Source organism: Burkholderia sp. Bp8991, assembly GCF_003853795.1.
GTDB lineage: Bacteria > Pseudomonadota > Gammaproteobacteria > Burkholderiales > Burkholderiaceae > Burkholderia.
Map to the genome: position 1 here is coordinate 45,469 of NZ_QTQJ01000033.1, position 25,856 is coordinate 71,324.

The following is a 25,856-nucleotide window of genomic DNA, read 5'->3' on the forward strand; positions in this document are numbered from 1 at the left end:
CGCATGAAAACCGACTCCGTTTCCCCGCGGCGGCGCCTCGGCCGCCGCTTCCTGATCGAGTGGATCGCGATCGGCTGCCTCGGGATCGCGGTGATTCTCGCGTGCGCGCTCGGCCGGCTGTCGTCGAGCGTCGACGGGCTGATCTACGACCGGCTGCTGATGCTGCGCAGCCTGCCGCTGTCGCCCGACGTCGTCGTCGTCGACATCGACAACCAGAGCGTGTCCGCACTCGGCCGGTGGCCGTGGCCGCGCAGCGTGCATGCGCGGCTGCTCGACACGCTGGCGCGCGCGCAGCCGGCCGCGGTCGTCTACGACGTGCTGTTTACCGAGCAGTCGCCGGAGGATCGCGCGTTCGCCGACGCCATGGCCCGTGTGCCGACTTTCCTGCCCGTCTTGCTGAGCCCCGAACAGGCGGACGGCACGCGCACCGTCGATCCGCCGGTGGCGGAGCTGTCGGCACGCACGATGGGACTTGGCCACATCAATCTCGAAGTCGATCCCGACGGCATCGTGCGTAGCGTCGCGCTGTTCGAAAGCGACGGCCGCGTGCGCTGGCCGCAGCTGATGGTGCCCGTCTATCGTGCGATCCAGGCCGGCCGGCTGCATCCGGTCGGCGGCACGCCCGGCGCGCAAGCGCACGACCTGTCGCGCGACGCGACCGGCGACGGCCGTTACCTGATCCCGTTCAGCCGCAACACGCCCGCGTATCCGACGCTGTCGTTCGACGACGTGCTCGAAGGGCGCGTGAAACCCGACGCACTGCGCGGCAAGATCGTCGTCGTCGGCGTGACGGCGTCGGGCCTCTACGACCGCTTCGCGACGCCGGTGTCGGGCGACTTCGGTCCGCTCGCCGGCGTGTACATCCACGCGAACGTGCTCGACATGCTGACGACCGGCAGCGCGATCCTGCCTGCATCGCGTGCCGGACTCTTCGCCGCCTCGGTGCTGCCGCTCGCCGTGCTGTTGGGCGGCTTCCTGATGCTGTCGCCGTGGCGCGCGCTGCTGCTGACGCTGAGCCTGGCCGCGCTGGCCGTCGTCGCGAGCCTGGTCCTGCTGTTCGAGGCGCGCGTGTGGCTGTCGCCCGCGCCGGCCATCTTCGGGCTGGTCGCCGTCTACCCGATCTGGAACTGGCGGCGCCTGGAAATGACGATGTCGTACCTGCGCCGCGAGCTGCAGCGGCTCGCCGACGAGCCGCACCTGCTGCCCGAGGCGCCGCGCACGCGCAGCGTCGGCGGCGACGTGCTCGAACGGCAGATGGCGCTGATGGCGCAGGCCGCGCAGCGCGTGCAGGACATGAAGCGCTTCGTGTGGGACAGCCTCGACAGCATGCCGGAGCCGATCTTCGTCACCGACCTGGCCGGCACCGTGCTGATCGCGAACCATGCGGCGAAGCGCTACGGTTCGCGGCTCGCGCTGCCGGTGCCGGAAGGGCGGCCGCTGCGCGCCGCGCTCGGCGAGCTGACCTTCATGAAGACCGTCGACGGCAACGCCGAACACGACGTCACGATCCGCGCACACTGGCCGGACGCGCTCGACCCGACGCTCGGGGCCGAAGACGAAGCGATGGCGCGCGGCATCGAGGTGCGCGATCGCGACGGGCTCGACCATCTGTTACGCTACGCCCCGTGTACGAACGCGCAGGGCCGCGTGACGGGCTGGATCGCCGGTCTGGTCGACGTGACCGAGCTGCACGCGGCCGAGCGGCAGCGCGAGGAGGCGCTGCACCTGCTGTCGCACGACATGCGCTCGCCGCAGTCGTCGATCCTCGCGCTCGTCGAGATCGAGCGCGATCGCGTCGAAACCGACGCGATGCGCGGGCTGCTCGCGCGGATCGAGCGCTATGCGCACCGTGCGCTGTCGCTCGCCGACGAGTTCGTGCAGCTGGCGCGCGCGGAGTCGCAGGCGTACCAGCTCGAACCGACGAGCCTGGTCGACGTGCTGATCGACGCGAGCGACGAAGTCTGGCCGCAGGCGCAGGCAAAGCGCATCCGCATCGAGACCGACGTCGGGGCCGACATGTGCTGGACGCGCGCCGACCGCTCGCTGATCACGCGCGCGTTCGTCAACCTGCTGAACAACGCAGTCAAATACAGTCCGTCCGACACGGTGATCGCGTGTACGCTGTCGGTCGAGCATGAATCGAAGCGGATCTTCTGTACGATTCGCGATCAGGGGTACGGCATCGCGCCGGAAGATCTGCAGCATCTGTTCGAGCGTTTCAAGCGGTTCCATGCCGGCGAGCGGCCCGAAATCTCGGGCTCCGGGCTCGGCATGGCATTCGTGAAGACGGTCGTCACGCGCCACGGCGGCAGCGTGACGGTCGACAGCGAAGTGGGTGTCGGCACCGCGGTGACGGTGTCGCTGCCCGCGATCGACGAGCCGTCCGCCTGACAGGGCCGGGCACGACGGCAGGCATTTGGGGGAAGTCATGAGAAAGGAATGGGCAGCGGCCGCGCTGGCGGCGTCGCTGTTGACGGGTTGCGCCGGCGTCACGACCGGCGTGAGCGCGCTCGGGCAGCCGAATGCGTTCGCATCCGGTGCGCACGGCTACGATTTCGTTCGCACGGCCGCTCAGGCCGACGATGCCGAATACCGGCAGATCGAGACGCTCGTGCACGACGAGCTCGCGCAGCGCGGCTTCGACGCGCAGCCTGGCCAGGCCGCGCGCTACCGGCTGTCGATCGCGTATGCGACGCAGCCGGCGTCGGTCGCGGCGACGGCCGACCAGTGCGGCGCGGCAAGCAGCGCGTGCGTGACCGTCGACGGACCGGCGCCGTTCGCGCTGCCGTTCGCGGGCAAGGTGTACCGCCACGTGCTGACGCTGCGTTTCGTCGATGCGAAGACGGGCGTCGACGTCTATCGCGTGTCGGCGTCGCTGCGCGATCGCGATGCGCTCACGCAGCAGGCCGCGCCGACGCTCGTGAAGAGCGCGCTCGCGAAGCTGCCGTTCGAGCAGGGTGACGGCTGGCTCGTGAAGACGAAAAAAGACGACGCGGGCGCAATGCCGGGCGTCGTCTCGGTGAAGCCGGCCGTCACGCGCTGACGCGCCGGCCGTGAGGCGAGGGCGGCCCGCCGGGGACGCGAGGCCGGCCCGTGCCGCGTTCAGGCAGCCGGTTGCCCGTTGCCGCGCGCGCGCAGGTACGCGTCGAAGTCGGTGCCGACTTCCGGGTGGCGCAGCGCGAACTCGACCGTCGCCTTCAGGTAGCCGAGCTTGCTGCCGCAGTCATAGCGCGTGCCCTGGTACTTGTAGGCCAGCACCTGTTCGTCGGCGAGCAGCGCCTGGATCGCGTCGGTGAGCTGCAGCTCGCCGCCCGCGCCCGGCTTCAGCGCACGCAGGTGTTCGAAGATCCGCGGCTTCAGGATGTAGCGGCCGACCACGCCGAGGTTCGACGGCGCGACTTCCGGCTCCGGTTTCTCGACGATCGCCGACATCTTGACGATCGACTCTTCCCACTCCTTGCCGTCGACGATGCCGTACGACTTCGTCTCCGACGGCGGGATCTCTTCCACGCCGATCACCGAGCTGTGATAGTGGTCGAACACGTCGACCATCTGCTTCATCACGGGCGGGTTGCCGTCGAGCAGGTCGTCGGCGAGGATCACGGCGAACGGATTGTCGGCGACGAGCTTCTCCGCGCACAGCACCGCATGGCCGAGGCCGAGCGCTTCCGGCTGGCGCACGTAGAAGCAGTCGACATGGCTCGGCTTGATGCTGCGCACGAGCTCGAGCAGCTTCTCCTTGCCGCGCGCCTCGAGTTCGGCCTCGACTTCGTACGACTTGTCGAAGTGATCCTCGATCGCGCGCTTGCTGCGCCCGGTCACGAAGATCATCTCGGTGATGCCCGCGGCGATCGCTTCCTCGACTGCGTACTGGATCAGCGGCTTGTCGACGACGGGCAGCATTTCCTTCGGGCTCGCCTTCGTTGCCGGGAGGAACCGCGTGCCGAGACCGGCAACGGGGAATACCGCCTTGGTGACTTTCAACATGATCGAACCTTTATTCCTGTAATCGACTTGTCAGACAGCCTATGTTCACGTTCCGATTATAGTGAACGCAAACGACCTTACCGTTTGTTACGCAGGCAACCGATCGAGCTGAGCGCGCAGTTTTTCGAGCGTGCTCTGGAATTCGGCGACGCGCTTCTGCTCCTGCTCGACCACGGCCGGCGGGGCTTTCGCGACGAACGCCTCGTTGCCGAGCTTCGCATTGCACTTCGTGATCTCGCCCGTCAGGCGCGCGATTTCCTTCGACAGGCGCTCGCGTTCGGCCGCGACGTCGATTTCCACCTTCAGCACCAGCTTGTTCGGGCCCACGATCGCGATCGGCGCGCCGTGCGCTTCCTTGTCGAGGGTCGCTTCGTCGGCCAGGATCTGCACTTCCGACAGGCGCGCGAGGGCTTGCACGTACGGCGCGAACGAGCGCAGGCGCTCGGCATCGCCGGCCGCGAGCAGCGGCACCTTGGTCGCCGGCGACAGGTTCATCTCGCCGCGCAGGTTGCGGCACGCGTCGACGATCGCCTTCAGGTCGGCCGCCCATTGTTCGGACGCCTCGTCGATCTTCTGCAGGTTCGCGACCGGATACGCCTGCGTCATCAGCGACGCTTCGCCCTCGGCCTGGCCTTGCGGATAACGGCCGGCGAGCGGCGCGACCTTCTGCCAGAGCGCTTCGGTGATGAACGGGATGATCGGGTGCGCGAGGCGCAGCACCGTTTCCAGCACGCGCAGCAGCGTGCGGCGCGTCGCGCGCTGCTGTTCCGGCGTGCCGTTCTGGATCTGCACCTTCGCGAGTTCGAGGTACCAGTCGCAGTACTCGTCCCACACGAACTTGTAGATGCTGGTCGCGATGTTGTCGAAGCGGTAATCGGCGAAGCCCTTCGCGATGTCGGCCTCGGTGCGCTGCAGGAGCGACACGATCCAGCGGTCGGCCGCCGAGAAGTCGAGGTAGCCGCCGGGGCCGCAGTCGCCCGCGCCGCACACTTCCGGCTTGTCGGTGCCGCAGTCGTGGCCTTCGCAGTTCATCAGCACGAAGCGCGTCGCGTTCCACAGCTTGTTGCAGAAGTTGCGATAGCCTTCGCAGCGCGCGAGGTCGAAGTTCACGTTGCGGCCGAGCGTCGCCATCGACGCCATCGTGAAGCGCAGCGCGTCGGTGCCGAACGCGGCGATGCCGTCCGGGAATTCCTTGCGCGTCTTCTTCTCGATGGTCGCGGCCTGCTTCGGGTTCATCAGGCCGGTCGTGCGCTTCGCGACCAGCGTTTCGAGGTCGATGCCGTCGACGATGTCGATCGGGTCGAGCGTGTTGCCCTTGCTCTTCGACATCTTCTGGCCTTCCGCGTCGCGCACGAGACCGTGCACGTAGACGGTGTGGAACGGTACCTTGCCGGTGAAGTGCGTCGTCATCATCACCATCCGGGCGACCCAGAAGAAGATGATGTCGAAGCCGGTGACGAGCACCGACGACGGCAGGAAGTGCTGTAGTTCAGGCGTTTCGTTCGGCCAGCCGAGCGACGAGAACGGCACGAGCGCCGACGAGAACCACGTGTCGAGCACGTCCTCGTCGCGCTTCAGCGCACCGGTGTAGCCCTTCGCGGCGGCCTGCGCGCGCGCCTCTTCCTCGTCGCGCGCGACGAACACCTCGCCGTTCTCGCCGTACCACGCGGGAATCTGGTGGCCCCACCACAGCTGGCGCGAGATGCACCAGTCCTGGATGTTCTCGAGCCACTGGTAGTAGGTGGTCGTCCAATTTTCCGGCACGAACTTGATCTGGCCGCTGCGCACGACGTCGAGCGACGTTTCGGTGATCGACTTGCCCGGGTTGAACGTGCCTTCCGGCGCCGGCTTCGTCATCGCGACGAACCACTGGTCGGTCAGCATCGGCTCGATCACGACGCCCGTGCGGTCGCCGCGCGGCACCATCAGCTTGTGCGGCTTCACGGAGTCGAGGAAGCCCTCCGCATCGAGGTCGGCGACGATCGCACGGCGCGCGTCGAAGCGGTCGAGGCCGCGATACTGCGCGGGGCCGTTGTCGTTGATCTTCGCGTCGAGCGTCAGGATCTCGATCGGCGCGAGGTTGTGGCGCAGGCCGACCTGGTAGTCGTTGAAGTCGTGCGCGGGCGTGACCTTCACGACGCCCGTGCCGAACTCGCGGTCGACGTAGTCGTCGGCGATCACCGGGATCTCGCGGCCCGTCAGCGGCAGCGTGACGAGCTTGCCGATCAGGTGCGCGTAGCGCTCGTCTTCCGGGTGGACCATCAGCGCGACGTCGCCGAGCATCGTTTCCGGACGCGTGGTCGCGACGGTCAGCGAGCCCGAACCGTCGACGAGCGGGTAGCGGATGTGCCACAGGTGGCCGTTTTCCTCCTCGCTCGCGACTTCGAGATCCGACACCGCGGTGAGCAGCACCGGATCCCAGTTCACGAGGCGCTTGCCGCGGTAGATCAGGCCCTGTTCGTAGAGCGTGACGAACACGTCGCGCACGGCGGCCGACATCTTGTCGTCCATCGTGAAATATTCGCGCGACCAGTCGGTCGACGCGCCGAGGCGGCGCACCTGGCCCGTGATCGTCGAGCCGGACTGCTGCTTCCACTCCCACACGCGCTCGACGAACTTCTCGCGGCCGAGGTCATGGCGCGATACGCCCTGCGCGTCGAGCTGGCGCTCGACGACGATCTGGGTCGCGATCCCCGCGTGGTCGGTGCCGGGCACCCACAGCGTGTTCTCGCCGAGCATCCGGTGGTAGCGGGCGAGGCCGTCCATGATCGTCTGGTTGAACGCGTGGCCCATGTGCAGCGTGCCGGTGACGTTCGGCGGCGGCAGCTGGATCGCGAAATCGGGACGCGCCGGGTCGAATGCCGGGGCGGCATAGCCGCGTTTTTCCCACTCCGGCCCCCATTGGGACTCGATGGTGTGGGGCTCGAAACTCTTCGCAAGCGTGCTGTCGCTCATGGTTGGAAATCTGCCGAAAAATGCGTGAATTGGATGCCGAATCTGACAATTATAAATGGATGCACATCGGCCAGCCATCGCTTGCCCGCGCGGGCGGGTCGCAAGGGGCGTGCAGCACGGGCGACGGCCCGCGGCACAACGGATCGGAAACGGCATCGCGCGGCCGACTTATAATGGCGGGTCCGCATTTTTCTCGCACGTCCGCTGCCGCTCCATGCCCGATCTGCTCGCCAATCTGAACCCTGAACAATACGCCGCCGTCACGCTGCCGAACGAACCGGCGCTGATCCTCGCGGGGGCGGGCAGCGGCAAGACCCGCGTGCTGATCACGCGTATCGCGTGGCTGATCCAGCAGGGCTACGCATCGCCGGCCACCGTGCTCGCCGTCACCTTCACGAACAAGGCCGCGCGCGAGATGATGGCGCGGCTGTCGGCGATGATGCCGATCGACACGCGCGGGATGTGGATCGGCACGTTCCACGGGCTGTGCAACCGGATGCTGCGCACGCACTGGCGCGACGCCGGCCTGCCGCAGACCTTCCAGATCCTCGACACGGCCGACCAGCTGTCGGCGATCAAGCGGCTGATGAAGGCGGCGAACGTCGACGACGAGAAATACCCGCCGAAGAACGTCCAGTACTTCATCAACAACGCGAAGGAGCAGGGGCTGCGGCCCGACAAGGTCGACGCGTCCGACAACTTCAACCGCAAGTTCGTCGAGCTGTACCAGGCGTACGACCAGCAGTGCCAGCGCGAGGGCGTCGTCGATTTCCCCGAGCTGCTGCTGCGCTGCTACGAGCTGCTCGCGTACAACGCGCCGCTGCGCGCGCACTACCAGGCGCGTTTCAGGCACATCCTCGTCGACGAGTTCCAGGACACCAACAAGCTGCAGTACGCGTGGCTCAAGATGCTCGCGGGCGGCGAGAACGCGATCTTCGCGGTCGGCGACGACGACCAGTCGATCTACGCGTTCCGCGGCGCGAACGTCGGCAACATGCGCGACTTCGAAGACGAATTCCGCGTGCGCAACCTGATCAAGCTCGAGCAGAACTACCGGTCGCACGGCAACATCCTCGATGCGGCGAACCAGCTGATCTCGAACAACGCGCATCGCCTCGGCAAGAACCTGCGCACCGACGCCGGCCATGGCGAGCCCGTGCGCGTGTACGAGGCGAGCACCGATGCGCAGGAAGCCGGCTGGATCGTCGAGGAGATCCGCTCGCTGATCAACACCGGGATGTCGCGCAGCGAGGTGGCCGTCCTGTATCGCAGCAACGCGCAGTCGCGCGCGATCGAGCACACGCTGATGACGTCGGGCATTCCGTATCGCGTGTACGGCGGCCTGCGCTTCTTCGAGCGCCAGGAAGTGAAGCACGCGCTCGCGTACCTGCGGCTGATCGACAATCCGAACGACGACACCGCGTTCGTGCGCGTCGTGAATTTCCCGACGCGCGGGATCGGCGCGCGCTCGATCGAGCAGCTCGCGGACGCCGCGCGCCTGTACGACTGCTCGATGGCCGCCGCGATTCCGTACGTGACCGGCAAGGCCGGCACGAGCCTCGGCGCGTTCGCAACGCTGATCGCGAAGATGCGCGCCGAGACGCAGCAGATGAGCCTGCCTGAGACGGTCGAATACGTCGTGCGCGCGAGCGGCCTCGCCGATTTCTACCAGGGCGAGCGCGAAGGCCAGGACCGCCTCGAGAACCTGCAGGAACTCGTGAACGCGGCCACCGCGTTCGTCAGCGAGGAAGGCTACGGGCTCGACGCACCGGCCCGCTCGATTCCGCTGCGCGCGGGTGCGATCGCGGCGCCGGAGCTCGGCGTGGACGCAGGCGATCCGTCGGTCGACGTGCTCGACCCGGCGCCGCTCGGCGACCCCGCGCAGAATCCCGACACGATGACGCCGCTCGCGGGTTTCCTGTCGCACGCATCGCTCGAAGCCGGCGACAACCAGGCGCAGGCCGGCCAGGACGCGGTGCAACTGATGACGGTGCACGCGGCGAAGGGCCTCGAATTCTCGGCCGTGTTCATCACCGGCCTCGAGGAAGGGCTGTTCCCGCACGAGAACAGCGTGCTCGAATCGGACGGCCTCGAGGAAGAGCGCCGGCTGATGTACGTCGCGATCACGCGCGCGAAGGAGCGGCTCTACCTGTCGTTCGCGCAGAGCCGGATGCTGCACGGCCAGACGCGCTACAACGTGCGCTCGCGCTTCTTCGACGAACTGCCGGAGCACGTGCTGAAGTGGCTCACGCCGAAGGTCGAGGCCGGCTCGCGCTGGGGCGGCCGCTCGGACAACGCCGGCTGGGGGCGCGACTGGTTCGCGCGGCCGGGCGGCGGCAGCCGCGAGCAGGTGGTCGACGCGGCGGTCACCGCGCCGCTGCCGGCCTTCGCGAACAAGCAGCGCGCGGCCGACACCGGGTTCCGCGTCGGCCAGCAGGTCTTCCATACCAAGTTCGGCGAGGGCACGGTCACCGCGCTCGAAGGCAACGGCGCCGATGCGAAGGCGCAGGTGAAGTTCAAGCGGCACGGCGAGAAGTGGCTCGCGCTGGCGGTCGCGAAACTGCAGGCGGTGGAATGATGAGCATCGACATGGTTGAAACGGTATCGACGCGTCCGCTCGGCATTCTGGCCGCGCTGCCCGAGGAGCTCGGCGACCTGATCGCCGCGATGCGCGCCGACGGCGTGATGAAGACGATCACGCTCGGCCGCCGCGATTACCACGTCGGCACCGTGCACGGCGCGGCCTGCGTCGTCACGCTCGCGCGGGTCGGCAAGGTCGCGGCCTCCGCCACCGTCAGTGCGCTGATCCATGTGTTCGGCGTGTCCGGCGTCGTGTTCACCGGTGTCGCCGGTGGCGTGTCGCGCACGGTGCGTATCGGCGACGTCGTCGTCGCCGATACGCTGCTGCAGCACGATCTCGATGCGTCGCCGCTGTTTCCGCGCTACGAGGTGCCGCTGCTCGGCATCACGCGGTTCACGACCGACGCGGCGCTGACGGCCCGCCTGAAGGCCGCGTGCACGCTGTTTGTCGCCGAGGAGGGCGCGCAGTTCGCCGCGCGTTTCGGGCTCGCCGGCGGGACGCTGCATGGCGGGCTGATCATCAGCGGCGACCGCTTCGTGTCGAGCGAGCGGGAAGTCGTCGCGCTGCGCGACGCGCTGCCGGACGCGCTCGCGGTCGAGATGGAAGGCGCGGCGATCGCGCAGGTATGCGCCGAACACGACGTGCCGTTCGCCATCGTGCGCACGATCTCCGATACGGCCGACGATCACGCGACGCAGTCGTTCTCGCACTTCCTGTCGGCGATCGCGAGCAGCTATTCGTCCGGCATCCTGAAGCGGTTCCTGACGTTGCATGCGACGACGGCGGCCTGAGCCGCCGTCATATTTTCGCTTCAAGCTGATCGACCGGCCGCGGCACCCAAGCCGCGGCCGTTTCGTCACGCCTTCTTGCGCCGGCTGCTTTCGAGGTTCGGCAGGAACACCGTCAGCACGCCGATCAGCGGCAGGAACGAGCACACCTTGTAGACGAACGTGATGCTCGTCGCGTCGGCGAGCTGGCCGAGCACGGCGGCGCCCACGCCGCCCAGGCCGAACGCGAAGCCGAAGAACAGGCCCGCGACCATCCCGACCTTGCCGGGCATCAGCTCCGTCGCATAGACGAGGATCGCGGCGAACGCCGACGCCAGCACGACGCCGATGATCACGCTCAGCACGCTCGTCCAGAACAGGTTCGCGTACGGCAGCAGCAGCGTGAACGGCGCGACGCCGAGGATCGACACCCAGATCACGTACTTGCGGCCGATCCGGTCGCCGACCGGCCCGCCGATCAGCGTGCCGGCCGCGACCGCCGCGAGGAACACGAACAGGTGGATCTGCGCGGCCTGCACCGACAGGTGGAACTTGTCGATCAGGTAGAACGTGAAATAGCTGTTGATGCTCGCGAGATAGAAGTACTTCGAGAACACCAGCAGCACCAGCACGCCGATCGCGGCGAGCACGCGGCCCGGCGACAGCGTCGGATGGCCGGCCGGCGCCGCCTTCTTCTTCATCGACGGATGCTTCTTGTACCAGTGGCCGATCTGCGTGAGCACGACCATCGCGACGAGCGCGGCCGCCGAGAACCACGCGATGCTGTGCTGGCCGTGCGGGATGATCACCAGCGCGGCGAGCAGCGGCCCGAGTGCCGAACCGGCGTTGCCGCCGACCTGGAACAGCGACTGCGCGAGCCCGTGCTGGCCGCCCGACGCCATCCGCGCGACGCGCGACGATTCCGGATGGAACACCGACGAGCCGCAGCCGACCAGCGCCGCAGCCGCCAGCAGCGTCGCGAAGTTCGGCGCGGCCGACATCAGCAGCAGCCCCGCGAGCGTGAAACCCATCCCGACCGGCAGCGAATACGGCTTCGGCCGCTTGTCCGTATACAGGCCGACGAGCGGCTGCAGCAGCGACGCTGTGATCTGGTAGGTCAGCGTGATCAGGCCGATCTGCGCGAACGACAGCGCGAACTGGCTCTTGAGCATCGGATAGATCGCGAGGATCAACGACTGGATCATGTCGTTGAGCATGTGCGAGAAGCTGATCGCGCCGAGCACCGGATAGACGGTACGCGGGGCGCGTGGAGCAGACGGCTGGGCGGCGGCGGTGCCGGCGCCCGTATCGAGGCTGGTTTCCATGTGAGCTGAGCGAGTTGAGGTGACGGGACGCGCTCTGATGGGGATCGGCGCGTTCGAATCGTTGTTGCGTCAAAGAAGTCTAATGTGGCGTATCGAGAATGTCCGGCCAAGTTTTGTCGCGATTCGGACATTGCTACGACGATTCGACCCATTGCCCCCTTTTTTGGCCGGGTATAACGCTGCGGCGTGTCCGCCTTTCGTCGCGCCGCGGGACCGGATCGGTGTTTGTCCGGACTCAAGGCGTGCCGATCGAGGCCGTAGAAGACGCAACGACAACACAGGCGCGCCGCGCCCGGCACCGGCCACGAGCCGGACGGGTGCAGGACGCGCGGCATGACGGGCCATTGCGGGAATGCCGGCCGCCGGAACCGACCTTTTCGGCGGCACGATCAATACGGGGAAATATCGATGAAAGCAGCTTCATTGCATCCGCGGCCGGTTGCGGCCACAGCCGCGGCCGACGCAGCCGCCAGGCCCGCCTCGCGGCACGCGCGCGCAGCCCGGCGCGAACGCCGGACGTGGACCGTCAAGGCGACGTTGCGCGCCGCGTTCGCGATCCTGCTGGCCGGCACGCTCGCGATTGGCGTGTTCTCGCTGTGGCAGATCAGCCGGCTGAACGCGTCGATTGCGTCGGTCTACGAGCAGGGGCACGTCGCGAGCCGGGCGGCGGAGGAAGTGCGCGCCGAGGTGCTGCGCGCGAGCCGCGCGCAGAAGATGCTGCTGACCGCCACCACCGCGAAGGAACGCGACGACCTGGGCGCCGAAGTCGGCGCGGGGCTCGCGTCGATCGGCCAGGCGCTCGCGACGCTGCAGCATTACGCGGATCCGGCCGATGCGGACGATTCCGCGCGACTGCGCGCATTCTCGCTGGCGGTCGGCACGTGGAGCGGCCATCTGCGCGATTTCGTCGCGCTCGTGCAGGCGCAGCCGCTCGACCTGTCGCAGATGAACTGGCAGGTCGGCACGCAGGACGTGTCGCTGCTGGTCGAGACCGGCAAGCTCGAGAAGCTCGTCGCGATGCTCGTGAAGACGCGCGGCGCGAAGTCGAAGGCGACGCTCGATGCATCCGCAACGATCTTCTCGTCGTCGTTCGCGATGATCGCGGCGATGACGGCCGCGCTGATCGTGCTGGCGATCGCGATCGCCGAGCGGGTCGTGCGCCGCCTCGCGTCGCAGCTCGGCGGCGAGCCCGCGGAGGCGAAGGCGATCGCCGCCGACATCGCGCGCGGCGACCTGACGCGGCCGATTCCGCTCGGCCGGCACGACCGCGACAGCATGGTGCGCGCGCTGTCCGACATGCAGTCCGGGCTTGCGGCGACCGTCGGCGAGATCGCCGTCAGCGCCGAGGCGATCGCGGCCGCGTCCGGCGAGATCTCGACCGGCAACCTCGACCTGTCGCGGCGCACCGAGCAGCAGGCCGTCGCGCTCGAGCGCACCGCGGCCAGCATGGAAGAGCTCACGTCGACCGTGCGGCAGAACGCCGAGAACGCGCGTCAGGCGAGCGCGCTCGCGGCCAATGCGTCGGCCGTCGCGGAGGCGGGCGGCGAAGTCGTCGGTCGCGTGGTCGCGACGATGAGCGAGATCGACGACAGCGCGAAGAACATTCGCGACATCATCGGCACGATCGAGGGGATCGCGTTCCAGACCAACATTCTCGCGTTGAACGCGGCGGTCGAGGCGGCGCGCGCGGGTGAGCAGGGGCGCGGTTTTTCGGTGGTCGCGGGCGAGGTGCGGCTGCTCGCGCAGCGCGCGGCGACCGCGGCGAAGGAGATCCGTACGCTGATCGGCGCGTCGGTCGAGCGCGTCGCGAACGGCGCGGCGCTCGCGCACGATGCGGGCCGCACGATGGACGACGTGGTGCGGGCGGTCAAGCGCGTGACCGACATCATCGGCGAGATCTCGGCGGCGTCGGACGAGCAGAGCGCCGGGATCGACGAGATCGGCCGCGCGGTCACGCAGATGGATGCCGGCACGCAGCAGAACGCCGCGCTCGTCGAGCAGGCCGCCGCTGCGGCGAATGCGCTCGACGAACAGGCGCAGGCGCTCAAGTCGCTGGTCGGACGCTTTCGCATCGCGGCGTAGGCGTCCGGCCGGCAGGTCGGCGCTTACGACTTCTTCCGCTGGTCCGGATCGATGATGACCGTGCAGGTCGTGCCCGCCGACAGCACCACGTCGGCCGGCACCTCGTCGATGCGGATGCGCACCGGCACGCGCTGCGCGAGGCGCACCCAGTTGAAGGTCGGGTTCACGTCCGCGACGAGGTCGCGGCTTTGCGGGTTGTCGCGATCGTAGATGCCGCGCGAAATGCTCTCGACGTGGCCCTTCATCACGCCGCCGCTCATCAGCCGCATCTCGGCCGGCGCGCCGACCTTCACGCGCGGCAGCTTGGTTTCCTCGAAGTAGCCGTAGACCCAGAACGAATGGCTGTCGACGATCGCGAGCTTCGCCTGGCCGGCCACCGCGTAGTTGCCCTTGAACGTCTGCAGGTTCGTGATGTAGCCGTCGACCGGTGCGACCACGCGCGTGCGTTCGAGGTTGAGCTTCGCGGCGTCGAGCGCGGCGATCGCCTGCTGGTACTGCGCATCGGCGCTCGACGCGCTGTGCGCCGCGTTCTCGCGGTTTTCCTTCGACACGACGAGCGCGTCGAGGTCGGCACGACGGGCCGCGTCGTCGCGGCGCATCTGCAGTTCCGCGCGGCGGGCGGCGACGGCCGCCTGCGCCTGCTCGACCGCGATCTGGTAGTGCGACGGGTCGATCTGCATGATCAGGTCACCCTTTTTCACGAGCTGGTTGTCATGCACGGGCAGCTCGACGATCGCGCCCGACACGTCCGGTGCGACGTTGACGATTTCGGCACGGACGCGCCCGTCGCGCGTCCAGGGATCGTCCATGTAGTGCACCCACAGCGAGCGCCCGATCAGGATCGCGACGAGAAGGATGATGGCGGTCGCGACGAAGCCGAAGAGTTTTCTGAGAATCATGATGGTTCGGAATCAACGGTAAACGGCAAGACTCAGTCCGCCGCAAATGCAGACGAGAAGGCACGCGCGAAACAGCGACGGGTGCCAGACGAGACGGTAGAGGCCCGTGTAGGCGAGCAGGCGGTCGACGGCCCAGGTCGCGAGCGCGCCCAGGACGAACATCAGGACCACCGTGGGCATGTAGGCATCGAGAATGGCGATTTCACGCGGCATCATGACGAGGCTCCTTGTTGGGGACGCACGGGGCGGTTGCGGTTGAGCGGCTCGAGCGGCGATTCCGGATCGAGCAGCGCCGTGCGTACGAAATGCAGATGGCTCAGGATGCGCTGCAGCCGGTGGCGCTCCTCGCGCGACGGCGTGAACGCATCGAGCGTTTGCCGGGTCGCGTCGATCGCGGCGTTGACCGCGGCGAGCGCCGCGTCGAAGCGCGCCGCGTCCGGCTTGCGGAACAGCGCGGACAGCGCGGCGCGCAGCGTCTCGATCGCGCGGCGCCACGGTGTCGTCGGCGCATAGCGCGGGTCGGACGGCAGCGTCGCCAGCTCCGCGCGCAGGTCGAGCGCGGCATTGCCCGTTTCCAGCACCGCGAACATCCAGCGCAGCGCGTCGCGCTGCACGTCGGGCTGGTCGGCCGACAGCGTGTGCGCCTGGTACATCAGGTCGCGCGCGCCGCTCTCGAAGCGCGTGCGCAAGCCGGCGAGCCGTGCGTGGCACGCCGCGACCACCTGGTGGCGCAGGTCGGCGAACAGCCGCTTCTTGTGCCACGGCGCGGTCGGCGGGAACAGCACCGCGAACGCGATCGCCGAGACGAGCATCGACAGCACCAGCGCGAGCGCGTCGTTCATGAAGCTCGTCGGGTCGTAGTGCGTGATGTTGTCGGGGCCGGCGAGGAAGCTGAAGAAGATCAGGTAGCCCATCCCGTAGCCGGCGAGCTTCGGCTTCAGCGTCATGAAGATGCCGATCGCGAGCAGCGGCGCGAGGGCCACGCACAGCAGCGGGAAGCCGTCGATGTGCGGGTAGATGCCGAACGTCAGCAGGAAGCCCGTGCAGACGGCCAGCGCGGTGCCCATGCCCATCTGTGCGGACATCGCAGTCGGGCGCGGCGTCGACGACGCGAGCGCGCAGGTGGCCGCCGCCGTCAGCGTCAGCGTCACGCCGCTCGGCCACGCGGTCGCGATCCAGAACGCGCCGAGCACGAGGATCACGGTCGCGGTGCGAATCGCAGCGATCACCATCGCCGTCAGGTTGGTGCGCGGCTCGTAGCGCTCGATCCAGCGCTCGCGCTCGTGCGTCGCGGTCGACAGCGACGCGTAGGTCGCCGCGTATTCGTGCAGGTCCGTGATGAAGCGGTACAGCAGCTCGGTGGCCGTGTCGAAGTCGAGCAGCGGGAAATCCGGCTGCGTCTCGAGCGCGGCGCGCGTCGCGCGGATGCGGCGCGGCAGCGCGTCGCGCCACGTGAGCAACTGTTCGGCGGCGAGCGCGGCGTCGGCCGACGAGCGCACCGGCTCGCCGTTGCGCGTCAGAAGCGGCGCGATTTCGCGGAAGTACGGCTCGATCGCATCGATCGCGGCCTGCGCGCCGGCCGCGCGCAGTCGGTTCATCAACTGGTGCAGCGCGTGGAAGCGGCTCGATACGCTCATGAACTCGCTGTTCAGGCGCGCGAGACGGCCGCTGCGCATCCGCGTGTCCGGATCCTCGAACACGGCCATGCTGCGCGCCGCTTCGAAGCCGACCACGTCCGCGACGAAGCGCGTATGGATGGTTTCGATGTGCGCGCGGTCGAGCTGGCCCGACAGTGCCGCCGCGACGTAGTCGACGAAGCTGCTGAAGCGCTTGCGCACCGTCGTGCGCATCTGCTCGCCGGTGTACTGCGGAAACACCAGCGCGCTGACGACGCCTGCCGACACGATCCCGACCATGATCTCGGCGACCCGCGTCATCGCGCTCATGAACGCGCCGTCGGGGTGTTGCGATGCCGGCAGCCCGATCAGCGCGGTCGTGTAACCGGCGAGCAGGAAGCCGTAGCTGCGGAAATTGCGGTTGCGCGCGGCGCCGGCCGTGCACAGCGCGACCCACAGCGCGACGGCCAAGAGGAACAGCTGCGGCTGCTGCGGGAACAGCCCGACGAACGTGAGCGTCGCGATCAGCCCGAAGATCGTGCCGGCGACCCGGTAGAAGCTCTTCGCGAGCACCGCGCCGCTTTGCGGCTGCATCACGATGAACACCGTGGTCATCGCCGTCTTCGGGGCCGGCAGGTCGAGCCGCATCGACACGCCGGTCGCGATGAACGCGGCGAGCAGCGCCTTGAACAGGTAGAGCCACGCGGCGCCGTCGCTGCGGGCCCAGTCGCCGAAGGCGGCGTACCAGGCCGCGAGCGCGCCGCCGGCGTGCGTGGAAGCGGGGGAGGAGGCTGACATGACGGTCGCTCCGCGTTACCGTGCGGCCGGCGTGGCGGCTGCACCCGCCGAACCGGCCGTCGCGACCTGCGCGGGGCGGGCGACGGCCGCGGCGGGCTTCGCGCCCGATGCGGCTGCCGGCGCGGCGGCACCCGCGGCGGACGCGTCGCGCGGCGGATGGCCGCCCCGCACGTCCGCATCCGTCTGCGTCTCCGTCTCGACGCCGCCGCCGAGCGCGGCCATCAACTGCGCGTGTGCGGCGAGGCGTTCCGCGTCGATGCGGGCCGCCGTTTCCTGTGCGCGCAGCAGCTGCTGTTGCGCGACCAGCACGTTCACGTAATCGGTCAGCCCGCGGCGGAAGCCTTCGCGCGACAGCTGGTAACTGCGGTCGTTGGCGGCCACCGAGCGCGCGGCGTCCTTCTTCTGCGTGTCGAGCGAGCGGATCCGCACGACCTGGTCGGCGATGTCCTTGAGCGCGCCGACGACCGTCTGGTTGTAGCGTTCGACCGCCTGGTCGTAGCCGGCGTCGGCCGCGCCGAGTTGCGCGCGCAGCCGGCCGCCTTCGAAGATCGGCAGCGACAGCGCTGGGCCGGCCGTCCAGCCGCCATTCATCGCGCGCAGGAAGTCGGTGAACGGCGCGGTCACGCCGAAGCCGCCGACCGTCGCGAGCAGATCGATATTCGGGTAGAACGCGGCTTTCGCGACATCGATGCCGCGAGCCTGCGCGTCGACCGTCCAGCGGGCCGCGACGACGTCCGGGCGGCGCCCGAGCAGGTCGGCCGGCAGCGCGGACGGCAGGCCGGCCGGCGCATCGAGCGACAGGCTCGGCCGCTTGATCGCGTCGCCGGCGCCCGGGCCCTTGCCCGCGAGCGCGGCGAGCTGGTGGCGCGCGAGCTGGATCGCTTCTTCGTAGCTGTCGATCTGGCGCTCGTAGTCGGGCAGCGTCGATTCGGCCTGGCTGACTTCGAGCTGCGTGCCGAGGCCGGCCTGCAGGCGCTTGCGCGCGAGATCGGCCAGCGAGCGCTGGCGTTCGAACGTTTCGTGCGCAAGGTCGAGCAGCGCGTAGTTCATCGACATGCCGACATACGCGCGCACGACGTTGACCTCGAGCTCGAGCTTCGCCGCCCGTGCGTCGGCCGCGGTCGCATGCGCGGTGTCGAGCGCGCGCTCGGTCGCGTTCTTGTCCTTGCCCCACAGGTCGAGGTGGTACGACAGGCCGAGCGTGCCGGTGTTGTTCCAGGTGTCGGTATCGGCGAGCGGCCCCGGGCCGTAGTAGACGTTGTCCGGCCAGTGCTGGCGCATCAGCGACAGATTGCCGTTGATCTGCGGCAGTTCCGCCGAGCGCGCCACGCGCGCCATCGCCTGCGCTTCGCGCACGCGCGCCTCCGCGGCCGCCAGGCTCGGGTTGCCGGCCTGCGCGGCGGCAATCCACGCATCGAGCTGCGGATCGCGGTACGCGCGCCACCAGTCGGACGCGGGCCAGCCTGCATCGTGGTCCGCCGCGCGGATCGCGGCGCCGGCGTCGAGCGTGTTCGCTTCGATGCGGGCGGACTGCGGCTTGTTGTCGCCCATGCTCGCGCATCCGGCCATTATTAATGAGACTGCAAGAACCGCCAGTGCCAGCGTCCCTTTTGTTGCCGGAGACCGCACGATTTTCTCCCTTTCGGATATAGATGAGTCGGATGCGATTATATTTTTCAGTGATTCCTGAATAAATGGACAACGGTGCAAGTCATTTTTACGAATCCTGAGATAATATTTGTTGGCCCCTGTGCAACAATCCCTCCGGATTCATACGGGTAATGGGATGGATACGTTACAAAACATGCGGGTCTTCGTCCGCGTGGTCGACGCGGGCAGCTTTACCGCGGCCGCCCAGCAGATGAATTCGACCACCGCCTATGCGTCGCGCGCCGTGTCGGATCTCGAGGCGCACCTGCGCACGCGCCTCCTGAACCGGACGACACGCCGGATCGCGCTGACCGAAGCGGGCGAGCGCTACCTGCAGCGCTGCGAGCAGATCCTCGCGTACGTCGACCAGGCCGAAGCCGAAGCGGGCGACGCGCACGCGCGGCCGTCGGGCAAGCTGAAGGTGCATTGCTTCACGAGCCTCGGGCAGCACTACCTCGTGCCGGCCATCGCGCGCTATCGGCAGCGCTATCCGGACGTGCACGTCGAGCTGACGCTCGCGCAGCGGATGCCCGACCTGCTCGACGAGGGGTACGACGTCGCGATCGTGGTCGGCCGCGACCTGCCGGATTCGGGGCTCGTGTCGCAGCGGCTCGGCGAGAGCTACAGCGTCGTGTGCGCGTCGCCGGGCTATATCGACGCGCACGGCGTGCCGCAGACCCCGGCCGATCTCGAGCAGCACGTCTGTCTCGGGATGGTCGCGCCGGGCTTTCACTTCGACGAATGGTCGCTGTCGGGGCCGCGCGGCGACGAGGTGGTTCCGGTCACGGCGCCGCCGTTCCGCGTGAACGTCGCCGAGGCGCTCGCGGTGGCCGTGCGGGAAGGGATGGGAATCGGCGGGTTGCCGCTCTATTCGGCGATCGGCGGGCTGCGCAGCGGACACATCGTGCGCGTGATGCCCGAATACCGGTCGCACGTGATGAACATCTACGCGTTGTATCCGTCGCGCCAGTACCTCGACGCGAAAATCCGCACCTGGGTCGATTTCCTGCGCGACGAGCTGCCGGCCACGCTGGAAGCCGACGAGGCCGCGCTCGCGCAGTTCACGGCTGCGACATGAGCGCGCGGTCGAGCGCAATCTGACCAGATTTGTCCTTCACGCAACATTTTTTTACCAACGGACCGCGGACAGTTTGATACTGTTTCAATCATCGAGATTTGGAACTGCCCACACCCGGAGTCGCAATGGATACGCAACTGATGATCGGCCTTGGAGTTTTGCTTGGTGCGGCTGCTGCCGCCGCGGCGACGCGCGATCTGCTGCGCGCGATGAAGGCGCGGATGAAGCCGGTGCCGGTGCGGGTGCGCCCGTCGTCGAACGGCTCGCGCCGCGCCGATCGCTGATCGGGCGGCCTTTCAGCTCGGGTAGGGCCTCATCGCGCGGCCCGATGGCTTGGCGCTCAGCCGAGCTCGACCACCTTGTCCCACGCAAACGCGGGATTCTCCAGTTCGCCGGTGCGCCGGCGAATATAGCCGCGCGGGTTGCACACCACGCGCGTGCCGCTGTCGGTCACGTAATCGAATGAAGTATGCGTGTGGCCGTGGATCCACAGGTCCACGGGCGGCCGCACGAGTTCCGCCATGTCCGTGACGAATCCCGCCGACGCCAGGTCTTCCGCATAACGCTCCGCCAGCGAGCGCAGGTGCGGCGCATGATGCGTGACGACGATCGTGCGCCCCGCGAACGGTGTCGCGAGCCGTGCTTCGAGCCACGCGCGGCCTTGCCGGTGCAGCGCGATCGCATCGGCCGGCGTGAAATCCCGCTCCGGGGCTGCCGCCGCATGCACGGACGCATCGTGCGGCCACGTCACCTGGATCAATCCCTTGAAATCGAGCATCACGCGCATGGCCGCGTCGATCGCGCGCGCGACGCTCGCCTGGTCGGCGCCGAACAGCGAGAAATCGGCCCACAGCGTCGTGCCGAGCACGCGAAAGCGCTGCGCCGGATCGACGTACACGCCGTTGTTCAGGTAATGCACGTGGTCGATCGTGTGCGCGGCGTCGCGCATCGCGGTTTCGAGCGCGCCGAATTCCCCGTCGTAGTACTCGTGATTACCCGGCACGTAGATCACCGGCACGTCGGGATCGAACGTCTCCGCGGCCCAGCGCAGGCCTTCCGCGTGATTGTGGATATCGCCGGCCAGCACGACGAGATCCGCGTCGGCATGCGCGATCGTGTCGGGCTGGTTGCATTCGAGATGCAGGTCGGACAGGACGCGGACTCTCATGGGCATCGTTCCGGGACGGGGGCTTCAGTGCAGGACCTTGCCGGGATTCATCAGCCCGCGGGGGTCGAGCGCGGTCTTCAGCGTGCGCATGAGCGCCGTTTCGACCGGCGACTTGTAGCGCTGCGCGTCGTCGATCTTCAGCTGGCCGATCCCGTGCTCCGCGCTGATCGTGCCGTGGTGACGGTGCACGTTGTCGTAGACGATGCGGTTGATCGGCTTCTGGAATGCCGCGAGGAACGCCTTCGGGTCGCCGCCTTCGGGCGTCTGCACGTTGTAGTGCAGGTTGCCGTCGCCGAGATGGCCGAACGTGACCATCCGCGCGCCCGGCGCGGCCTGCTGGATCGCTGCGTCGGTTTCGTCGATGAAGCGCGCGATCGACGAGATCGGCACCGCGATGTCGTGCTTGATGTTGAGACCCTCGTCGGCCTGCGCGAGCGGGATGTGTTCGCGCAGGTCCCAGAACGCGCGCGATTGCGCGAGATTTTCCGCGACGACGGCGTCGACCACGAGCCCGGCCTCGAACGCCTCTTCCATCAGTTTTTCGAACAGCGTGCGCGCATGCGTTTCGCTTTCGTTGTCCGACAGTTCGAGCAGCACCGTCTGCGCATGCGTGCGGTCGAACGGATAGCGCAGTTGCGGATAGTGCTTGCCGACCAGCTGCATGCAGAAGTCGGACATCAGCTCGAAGCCGGTCAGCAGCGGGCCGGCCGCGCGTTGCGCGAGCGCGAGGAAGTCGAGCGCCGCGTGCGGCGACTCGAGCGCGGCCAGCGCCGTGACCTGCGCGGCCGGCAGCGGATGCAGCTTCAGCACGGCGGCCGTGATGATCCCGAGCGTGCCTTCGGCGCCGATGAACAGGTCGCGCAAGTCGTAGCCGGTGTTGTCCTTGCGCAGCCCGCGCAGGCCGTCCCAGATCTCGCCCTGCGGCGTCACGACCTCGAGCCCGAGGCACAGCTCGCGTGCGTTGCCGTAGCGCAGCACCGCGGTGCCGCCCGCGTTGGTCGACAGGTTGCCGCCGATCGTGCAGCTGCCTTCGGCGGCGAGGCTCAGCGCGAACAGCCGGCCGCCTTCGCGGGCGCGCGCCTGCACGTCGGCGAGGATCACGCCGGCGTCGACCGTGATCGTGTTGTTGTGCGGATCGAGGGCCCGCACGCGGTTCAGGCGCGCGAGGCTCAGCACGGCCTGGCTGCCGCTCGCGTCGGGCGTCGCGCCGCCGGCGAGCCCCGTGTTGCCGCCCTGCGGCACGAGCGCGACGCCGTGCGCGTTGGCGAGCCGGACGAGCGCCGCGACTTCCGCCGTATCGGCCGGTTTCAGCACCGCGCACGCGCTGCCCTTGTAGCGGCGGCGCCAGTCGGTCAGGAACGGTTCGGTGTCGTGCGGCTCGGTCAGCACGTAGGTGGCGCCGATCGCGTCTCGGCAGGCGGATACGAAGGCTTCGGAAGAATTCATACGTTCGGTCGCGTAAGGGTCAGGACGCGGCGCGCTGCTGCTTCGCCGCGCGCTTGAACGGCGCGACGTAGGCCAGCGCGGCCACGAAGAAGCCGACGGCGAGCGCGGTCTCGCACCAGCCGAGCGTCGCGGACAATCCGCGGTCGGACATGCCGCGCACGATGCCTTCGGCGAAATAGACGAGGATGAGCATGCTCGCCCACTGCATCGTATAGATGTTACGCCGCCAGACGCCGGGCAGCGCGAGCGCGAGCGGCACGGCCTTGAGCATCAGCGCCGAGCCGCCCGGGCGCAGCGGCGCGAGCCACAGTTCCCACGCGAGCGACAGCGCGATCAGCGCGACGAGGCACGCGGCCGCGGCCAGCGCGTAGCGCGGCCGGGCGGCGACGGGGGGACGGGCGGGGCGGGCAGGCGCGTTCATGCGGCCGCGGCGGCCCGGGCGTCGGCGAGGGCCGCTGCCGCACGCGCGAGCCGCACGCCAAGCGCGGCCGCGAGCGCCTTTTCGTCCGCCGACAGCCCCGCGGGCCCGCTGCGATCGTGCTGCGACACGTGCGACGCGCCGTACGGCGTGCCGCCGGTGCGCGTCGTGCTGAGCGCGGATTCCGTGTACGGGATGCCGACGATCATCATCCCGTGATGCAGCAGCGGCAGCATCATCGACAGCAGCGTCGACTCCTGGCCGCCGTGCAGGCTGCCGGTGGACGTGAACACGCAGGCCGGCTTGCCGGTCAGCGCGCCCGACAGCCATTGCGGCGTCGTGCCGTCGAGGAAATACTTGAGCGAGGCGGCCATGTTGCCGAAGCGGGTCGGCGAGCCGAGCGCGAGGCCCGCGCACTCCTCGAGATCGCGCAACTCCGCATACGGCGGGCCGTCGTCGGGGATATCGGAGGCGGTGGCTTCGCAGACCGTCGAGACGGGCGGCACGGTACGGATGCGGGCCTGCATGCCGGGCACGCTGTCGATGCCGTTCGCGATTGCGAGTGCTAGATCACGCGTGGCGCCGTGGCGGCTGTAATAGAGGACGAGGATGTCTTTCATGGGCGACGGGGCCGCATGCGGCCGCGCGGATGCCCGGTGCAGTCGGCCCCTGCTGGATCGAGCGGCTATTATAGGGGCTGAAGTCGTCGCGCAGCGCGGCGGCGGCGCGCCGTCGGGCGCGCGGCGTCAGCAGAGAAGGAGAAGCCGTTTGCCGAAGTTGAGCGTCGATCTCGACACCCTCAAGCGCCTCGCGCAGTTCGCGGCCCGGCGCAGCGCCGAGGATCGCATCCCGCAAGTGGCGGGCAGCCTCACGTTCACGACGATGCTGGCACTCGTGCCGCTCGTGACGGTCGCGTTTGCGCTGTTTACCGCGTTCCCGATGTTCGCGTCGTTCCAGATCTCGCTGCAGGGGTTCCTCGCGGATCACCTGATGCCCGCGCAGTTCAACGTCCAGATCTTCAAGTACCTGAACCAGTTCGCGTCGAAGGCCAAGGGGCTGACGACGGCCGGCCTGATCGTGCTCGTCGTCACGTCCGTGATGACGATGATGACGATCGAGTCCGCGTTCAACCTGATCTGGCGGGTGCGCAAGCCGCGGCCGTTCGCGCAGCGCGTGCTCGCGTACTGGGCGCTGATCACGCTCGGGCCCTTGCTGTTCGGCGTGAGCCTGTCGATCTCGTCGTACCTGTTTACGCAATCGCTGGCGTTCACCGGCGCCGCGCCGTCGACGTCGATCGTCGAATGGCTGCTCGCGTTCGTGTCGCTGCCGCTGACCGTGCTCGCGTTCACGCTGCTGTACGTGTATCTGCCGAACTGCACGGTCGCATGGCGCGACGCGGTGATCGGCGGGCTGTTCGCGGCCATCGCGTTCGAGCTCGCGAAGCGCGGCTTCGGCTATTACGTGCGGCGCATTCCGACCTATACGGCCGTCTACGGCGCGTTCGCGGCGCTGCCGGTGTTCCTGTTGTGGGTGTACCTGAGCTGGTTCATCGCGCTGCTCGGCGCGATGGTGGCGTCCGCGCTGCCGGCGATCCGCGTCGGCCAGTTCCATCGCATCCACTATGCGGGCAGCGACCTGCTCGACGCGCTCGAATTGCTCGCGCGGCTGGCCGAGGCGCGCGCGGTCGGCAAGGCGGGCTATACGGCGATGCGGCTTGCGGCCATGTTGCGCTGCGACATGGAAACCGCGCAGCGGCTGCTGTCGACGATGGAGGAGCGGGAGTGGATCGCGCGGCTGGACAGCGGCGATCGCGCGCCGTGCTACATCCTGCTGGCGAATCCGGAGCAGCTGACGCTGGCGCAGCTGTTCGACGTCCTGGTGATCGACCGCACCGAACTGACGTATCAGCTGCAGCGACGCAGCAGCCACGTCGAAGGCGCGGCATTGCTCGAGGTGCTGTCGAACGACCGGTTCGACGTATCGCTTGCGTCGCTGATCGCCGCGCACCGGCTTGCGGGTGCGCCGGCCGCGACCGTGCCCGGGCCCGTGCCCGGCGGGGCGCACGACCCGCACGCGCGGCCGCCGAAAACGGCGTGACGCGGTGCCGGGCGGGCCTTACAGCGGAATCTTGCCGGTGCAGATGTCCTTGAACATCACCCAATCGCCCATCAGGCTGTAGATCGGGTGCCGGAACGTGGCGGGGCGGTTCTTCTCGAAGAAGAAGTGTCCGACCCACGCGAGTCCGTAGCCGCACACGACCGCCGCCGGCAGCCACGGCCAGTGGCCCGTCGCGATCGCCATCGCGACGCAGCCGATCACGCCGAGCGAGCCGATGAAGTGCAGCCGGCGCGACGTCAGGTTCTGGTGTTCGTTCAGGTAGTACGGGTAGAAATCGGCGAAGCTGGCGAATTGCTCCGTATGCGTATGTGCCATGGCCGTCTCCTCGGGCCGCCGTCCATGGACTCATTGTGCGGCGGCCGGCCGGTGTCCGCAAGCGGCGACGGCCGCGCCGCGTGGGGCTGAGCTTTCCTTTTGACAGGCTTTCCGATAGGATCGAAAAAGGTTTTGCATTCAAGCATGAGGGGACTACGATGCGCGTCAGCGATATTCTGAAAGTGAAGGGCAACACGCTGTTTACGGTGACGCCCGATAAGCCGCTGCGCGAAGCGGTCGATACGATGGCCGAACACGATATCGGTTCGCTCGTCGTGATGGAGTACGGTGATCTCGTCGGGATGCTGACGTTCCGCGAGATCATCCTGCGCCTGCACGTGAACGGCGGCGCGATCGGCGACGTGCAGGTGCGCAAGGTGATGGACGAGCCGCTCACGTGCACGCCGGAAACCGACGTCAACGAAGTGCGCCGGATGATGCTCGAGCGCCACGCGCGCTACATGCCGGTGCTCGACAAGAAGGTGCTGATGGGCGTCATTTCGTTCTACGACGTCGCGAAGACGGTCGTCGAGGCGCAGAGCTTCGAGAACCGGATGCTGAAGGCGTACATCCGCGACTGGCCGGAATCGGAAGCCGAAGCGCAGAAGCCGTGAATCGCGTCGCGCCCGGTGCCATGACGCGCGGGCGCTGCC

21 protein-coding genes are annotated in these 25,856 nt (G+C 68.3%); 9 read left to right on the forward strand and 12 right to left on the reverse strand.

Annotation, left to right across the window (positions count from 1 at the left end; all coding sequences use genetic code 11):
- Nucleotides 1-3: 3 nt before the first annotated feature.
- Nucleotides 4-2,391, forward strand: coding sequence for a CHASE2 domain-containing protein (locus DIE02_RS28705; protein ID WP_124488961.1), 2,388 nt, complete (start codon nucleotides 4-6; stop codon nucleotides 2,389-2,391).
- A 37-nt stretch (nucleotides 2,392-2,428) separates the two neighbouring features.
- On the forward strand, nucleotides 2,429-3,043 hold the full coding sequence (locus tag DIE02_RS28710) for a DUF4136 domain-containing protein (RefSeq protein ID WP_044846084.1): 615 nt from the start codon (nucleotides 2,429-2,431) through the stop codon (nucleotides 3,041-3,043).
- Nucleotides 3,044-3,102: 59 nt separating this feature from the next.
- On the opposite strand, the gene galU is transcribed toward DIE02_RS28710, so the two are convergent.
- Together galU and DIE02_RS28720 are read right to left on the reverse strand one after the other, a co-directional pair.
- Nucleotides 3,103-3,987 carry a UTP--glucose-1-phosphate uridylyltransferase GalU gene (gene galU, locus DIE02_RS28715; protein ID WP_044846083.1) on the reverse strand — a complete coding sequence of 295 codons (885 nt, stop codon included), beginning with the start codon at nucleotides 3,985-3,987 and terminating at the stop codon, nucleotides 3,103-3,105.
- An 87-nt stretch (nucleotides 3,988-4,074) separates the two neighbouring features.
- Entirely contained in the window at nucleotides 4,075-6,942 is a 2,868-nt protein-coding gene (locus DIE02_RS28720) for a valine--tRNA ligase (RefSeq protein ID WP_124488962.1), read from the reverse strand.
- 214 nt (nucleotides 6,943-7,156) lie between these two features.
- On the opposite strand from DIE02_RS28720, the gene DIE02_RS28725 reads away from it, so the two are divergent.
- A complete protein-coding gene (locus tag DIE02_RS28725; RefSeq protein WP_124523046.1) occupies nucleotides 7,157-9,520 on the forward strand; it encodes a UvrD-helicase domain-containing protein in 2,364 nt (787 codons plus the stop codon).
- On the forward strand, nucleotides 9,517-10,314 hold the full coding sequence (locus DIE02_RS28730; RefSeq protein ID WP_124488964.1) for a 5'-methylthioadenosine/adenosylhomocysteine nucleosidase: 798 nt from the start codon (nucleotides 9,517-9,519) through the stop codon (nucleotides 10,312-10,314). The genes DIE02_RS28725 and DIE02_RS28730 overlap by 4 nt, the downstream gene beginning before the upstream one ends.
- Before the next feature lie 65 nt (nucleotides 10,315-10,379).
- On the opposite strand, the gene DIE02_RS28735 is transcribed toward DIE02_RS28730, so the two are convergent.
- Entirely contained in the window at nucleotides 10,380-11,615 is a 1,236-nt protein-coding gene (locus DIE02_RS28735; protein WP_124488965.1) for an MFS transporter, read from the reverse strand.
- Between the two features lie 408 nt (nucleotides 11,616-12,023).
- On the opposite strand from DIE02_RS28735, the gene DIE02_RS28740 reads away from it, so the two are divergent.
- The gene (locus DIE02_RS28740) at nucleotides 12,024-13,697 is read left to right on the forward strand and encodes a methyl-accepting chemotaxis protein (RefSeq protein ID WP_124488966.1); all 1,674 of its coding nucleotides are present in this window, start codon (nucleotides 12,024-12,026) and stop codon (nucleotides 13,695-13,697) included.
- Between the two features lie 23 nt (nucleotides 13,698-13,720).
- Here the strand turns inward: DIE02_RS28740 and DIE02_RS28745 are convergent, their stop codons facing one another.
- Genes DIE02_RS28745 through DIE02_RS28760 form a run of 4 tightly spaced genes read right to left on the reverse strand, consistent with a single transcriptional unit; the run spans nucleotide 13,721 to nucleotide 18,639 of the window.
- Nucleotides 13,721-14,596: an HlyD family secretion protein gene (locus DIE02_RS28745; RefSeq protein WP_044846076.1), complete on the reverse strand. Its 876-nt coding sequence runs from the start codon at nucleotides 14,594-14,596 to the stop codon at nucleotides 13,721-13,723.
- A gap of 12 nt (nucleotides 14,597-14,608) precedes the next feature.
- A complete protein-coding gene (locus DIE02_RS28750) occupies nucleotides 14,609-14,812 on the reverse strand; it encodes a DUF1656 domain-containing protein (RefSeq protein WP_011351756.1) in 204 nt (67 codons plus the stop codon).
- Nucleotides 14,809-17,010: an FUSC family protein gene (locus DIE02_RS28755; RefSeq protein WP_124488967.1), complete on the reverse strand. Its 2,202-nt coding sequence runs from the start codon at nucleotides 17,008-17,010 to the stop codon at nucleotides 14,809-14,811. Before DIE02_RS28755 ends, DIE02_RS28750 begins: the two co-directional genes overlap by 4 nt.
- Before the next feature lie 15 nt (nucleotides 17,011-17,025).
- Nucleotides 17,026-18,639, reverse strand: a complete 1,614-nt coding sequence (locus tag DIE02_RS28760; protein ID WP_124488968.1) for an efflux transporter outer membrane subunit — start codon at nucleotides 18,637-18,639, stop codon at nucleotides 17,026-17,028.
- A gap of 157 nt (nucleotides 18,640-18,796) precedes the next feature.
- Here DIE02_RS28760 and DIE02_RS28770 point away from each other — a divergent pair, with 157 nt between their 5' ends.
- Together DIE02_RS28770 and DIE02_RS35675 are read left to right on the forward strand one after the other, a co-directional pair.
- Complete coding sequence (locus tag DIE02_RS28770; protein ID WP_044846073.1) at nucleotides 18,797-19,738, forward strand: LysR family transcriptional regulator; 942 nt, start codon at nucleotides 18,797-18,799, stop codon at nucleotides 19,736-19,738.
- Nucleotides 19,739-19,863: 125 nt separating this feature from the next.
- Entirely contained in the window at nucleotides 19,864-20,022 is a 159-nt protein-coding gene (locus DIE02_RS35675; protein ID WP_170296438.1) for a hypothetical protein, read from the forward strand.
- A gap of 56 nt (nucleotides 20,023-20,078) precedes the next feature.
- On the opposite strand, the gene DIE02_RS28775 is transcribed toward DIE02_RS35675, so the two are convergent.
- From DIE02_RS28775 to wrbA, 4 genes are read right to left on the reverse strand one after another with little or no spacing between them, the layout of a single operon-like run.
- Nucleotides 20,079-20,906: a metallophosphoesterase gene (locus DIE02_RS28775; RefSeq protein WP_124488969.1), complete on the reverse strand. Its 828-nt coding sequence runs from the start codon at nucleotides 20,904-20,906 to the stop codon at nucleotides 20,079-20,081.
- Between the two features lie 24 nt (nucleotides 20,907-20,930).
- Nucleotides 20,931-22,352, reverse strand: coding sequence for an FAD-binding oxidoreductase (locus tag DIE02_RS28780; protein ID WP_124488970.1), 1,422 nt, complete (start codon nucleotides 22,350-22,352; stop codon nucleotides 20,931-20,933).
- A gap of 19 nt (nucleotides 22,353-22,371) precedes the next feature.
- A complete protein-coding gene (locus DIE02_RS28785) occupies nucleotides 22,372-22,773 on the reverse strand; it encodes a DUF2069 domain-containing protein (RefSeq protein WP_044846070.1) in 402 nt (133 codons plus the stop codon).
- The gene (wrbA, locus tag DIE02_RS28790) at nucleotides 22,770-23,390 is read right to left on the reverse strand and encodes an NAD(P)H:quinone oxidoreductase (RefSeq protein WP_124488971.1); all 621 of its coding nucleotides are present in this window, start codon (nucleotides 23,388-23,390) and stop codon (nucleotides 22,770-22,772) included. Before wrbA ends, DIE02_RS28785 begins: the two co-directional genes overlap by 4 nt.
- A 148-nt stretch (nucleotides 23,391-23,538) precedes the next feature.
- Between wrbA and DIE02_RS28795 the strand changes: the two genes are divergently transcribed.
- Nucleotides 23,539-24,867 (forward strand): YihY family inner membrane protein, encoded by a 1,329-nt coding sequence (locus DIE02_RS28795; protein ID WP_124488972.1) that lies wholly within the window; start codon nucleotides 23,539-23,541, stop codon nucleotides 24,865-24,867.
- Between the two features lie 18 nt (nucleotides 24,868-24,885).
- Here the strand turns inward: DIE02_RS28795 and DIE02_RS28800 are convergent, their stop codons facing one another.
- Nucleotides 24,886-25,203, reverse strand: a complete 318-nt coding sequence (locus DIE02_RS28800; RefSeq protein ID WP_124488973.1) for an Mpo1-like protein — start codon at nucleotides 25,201-25,203, stop codon at nucleotides 24,886-24,888.
- Between the two features lie 158 nt (nucleotides 25,204-25,361).
- On the opposite strand from DIE02_RS28800, the gene DIE02_RS28805 reads away from it, so the two are divergent.
- Entirely contained in the window at nucleotides 25,362-25,817 is a 456-nt protein-coding gene (locus DIE02_RS28805; RefSeq protein WP_044846066.1) for a CBS domain-containing protein, read from the forward strand.
- The last annotated feature ends 39 nt before the right edge of the window (nucleotides 25,818-25,856 follow it).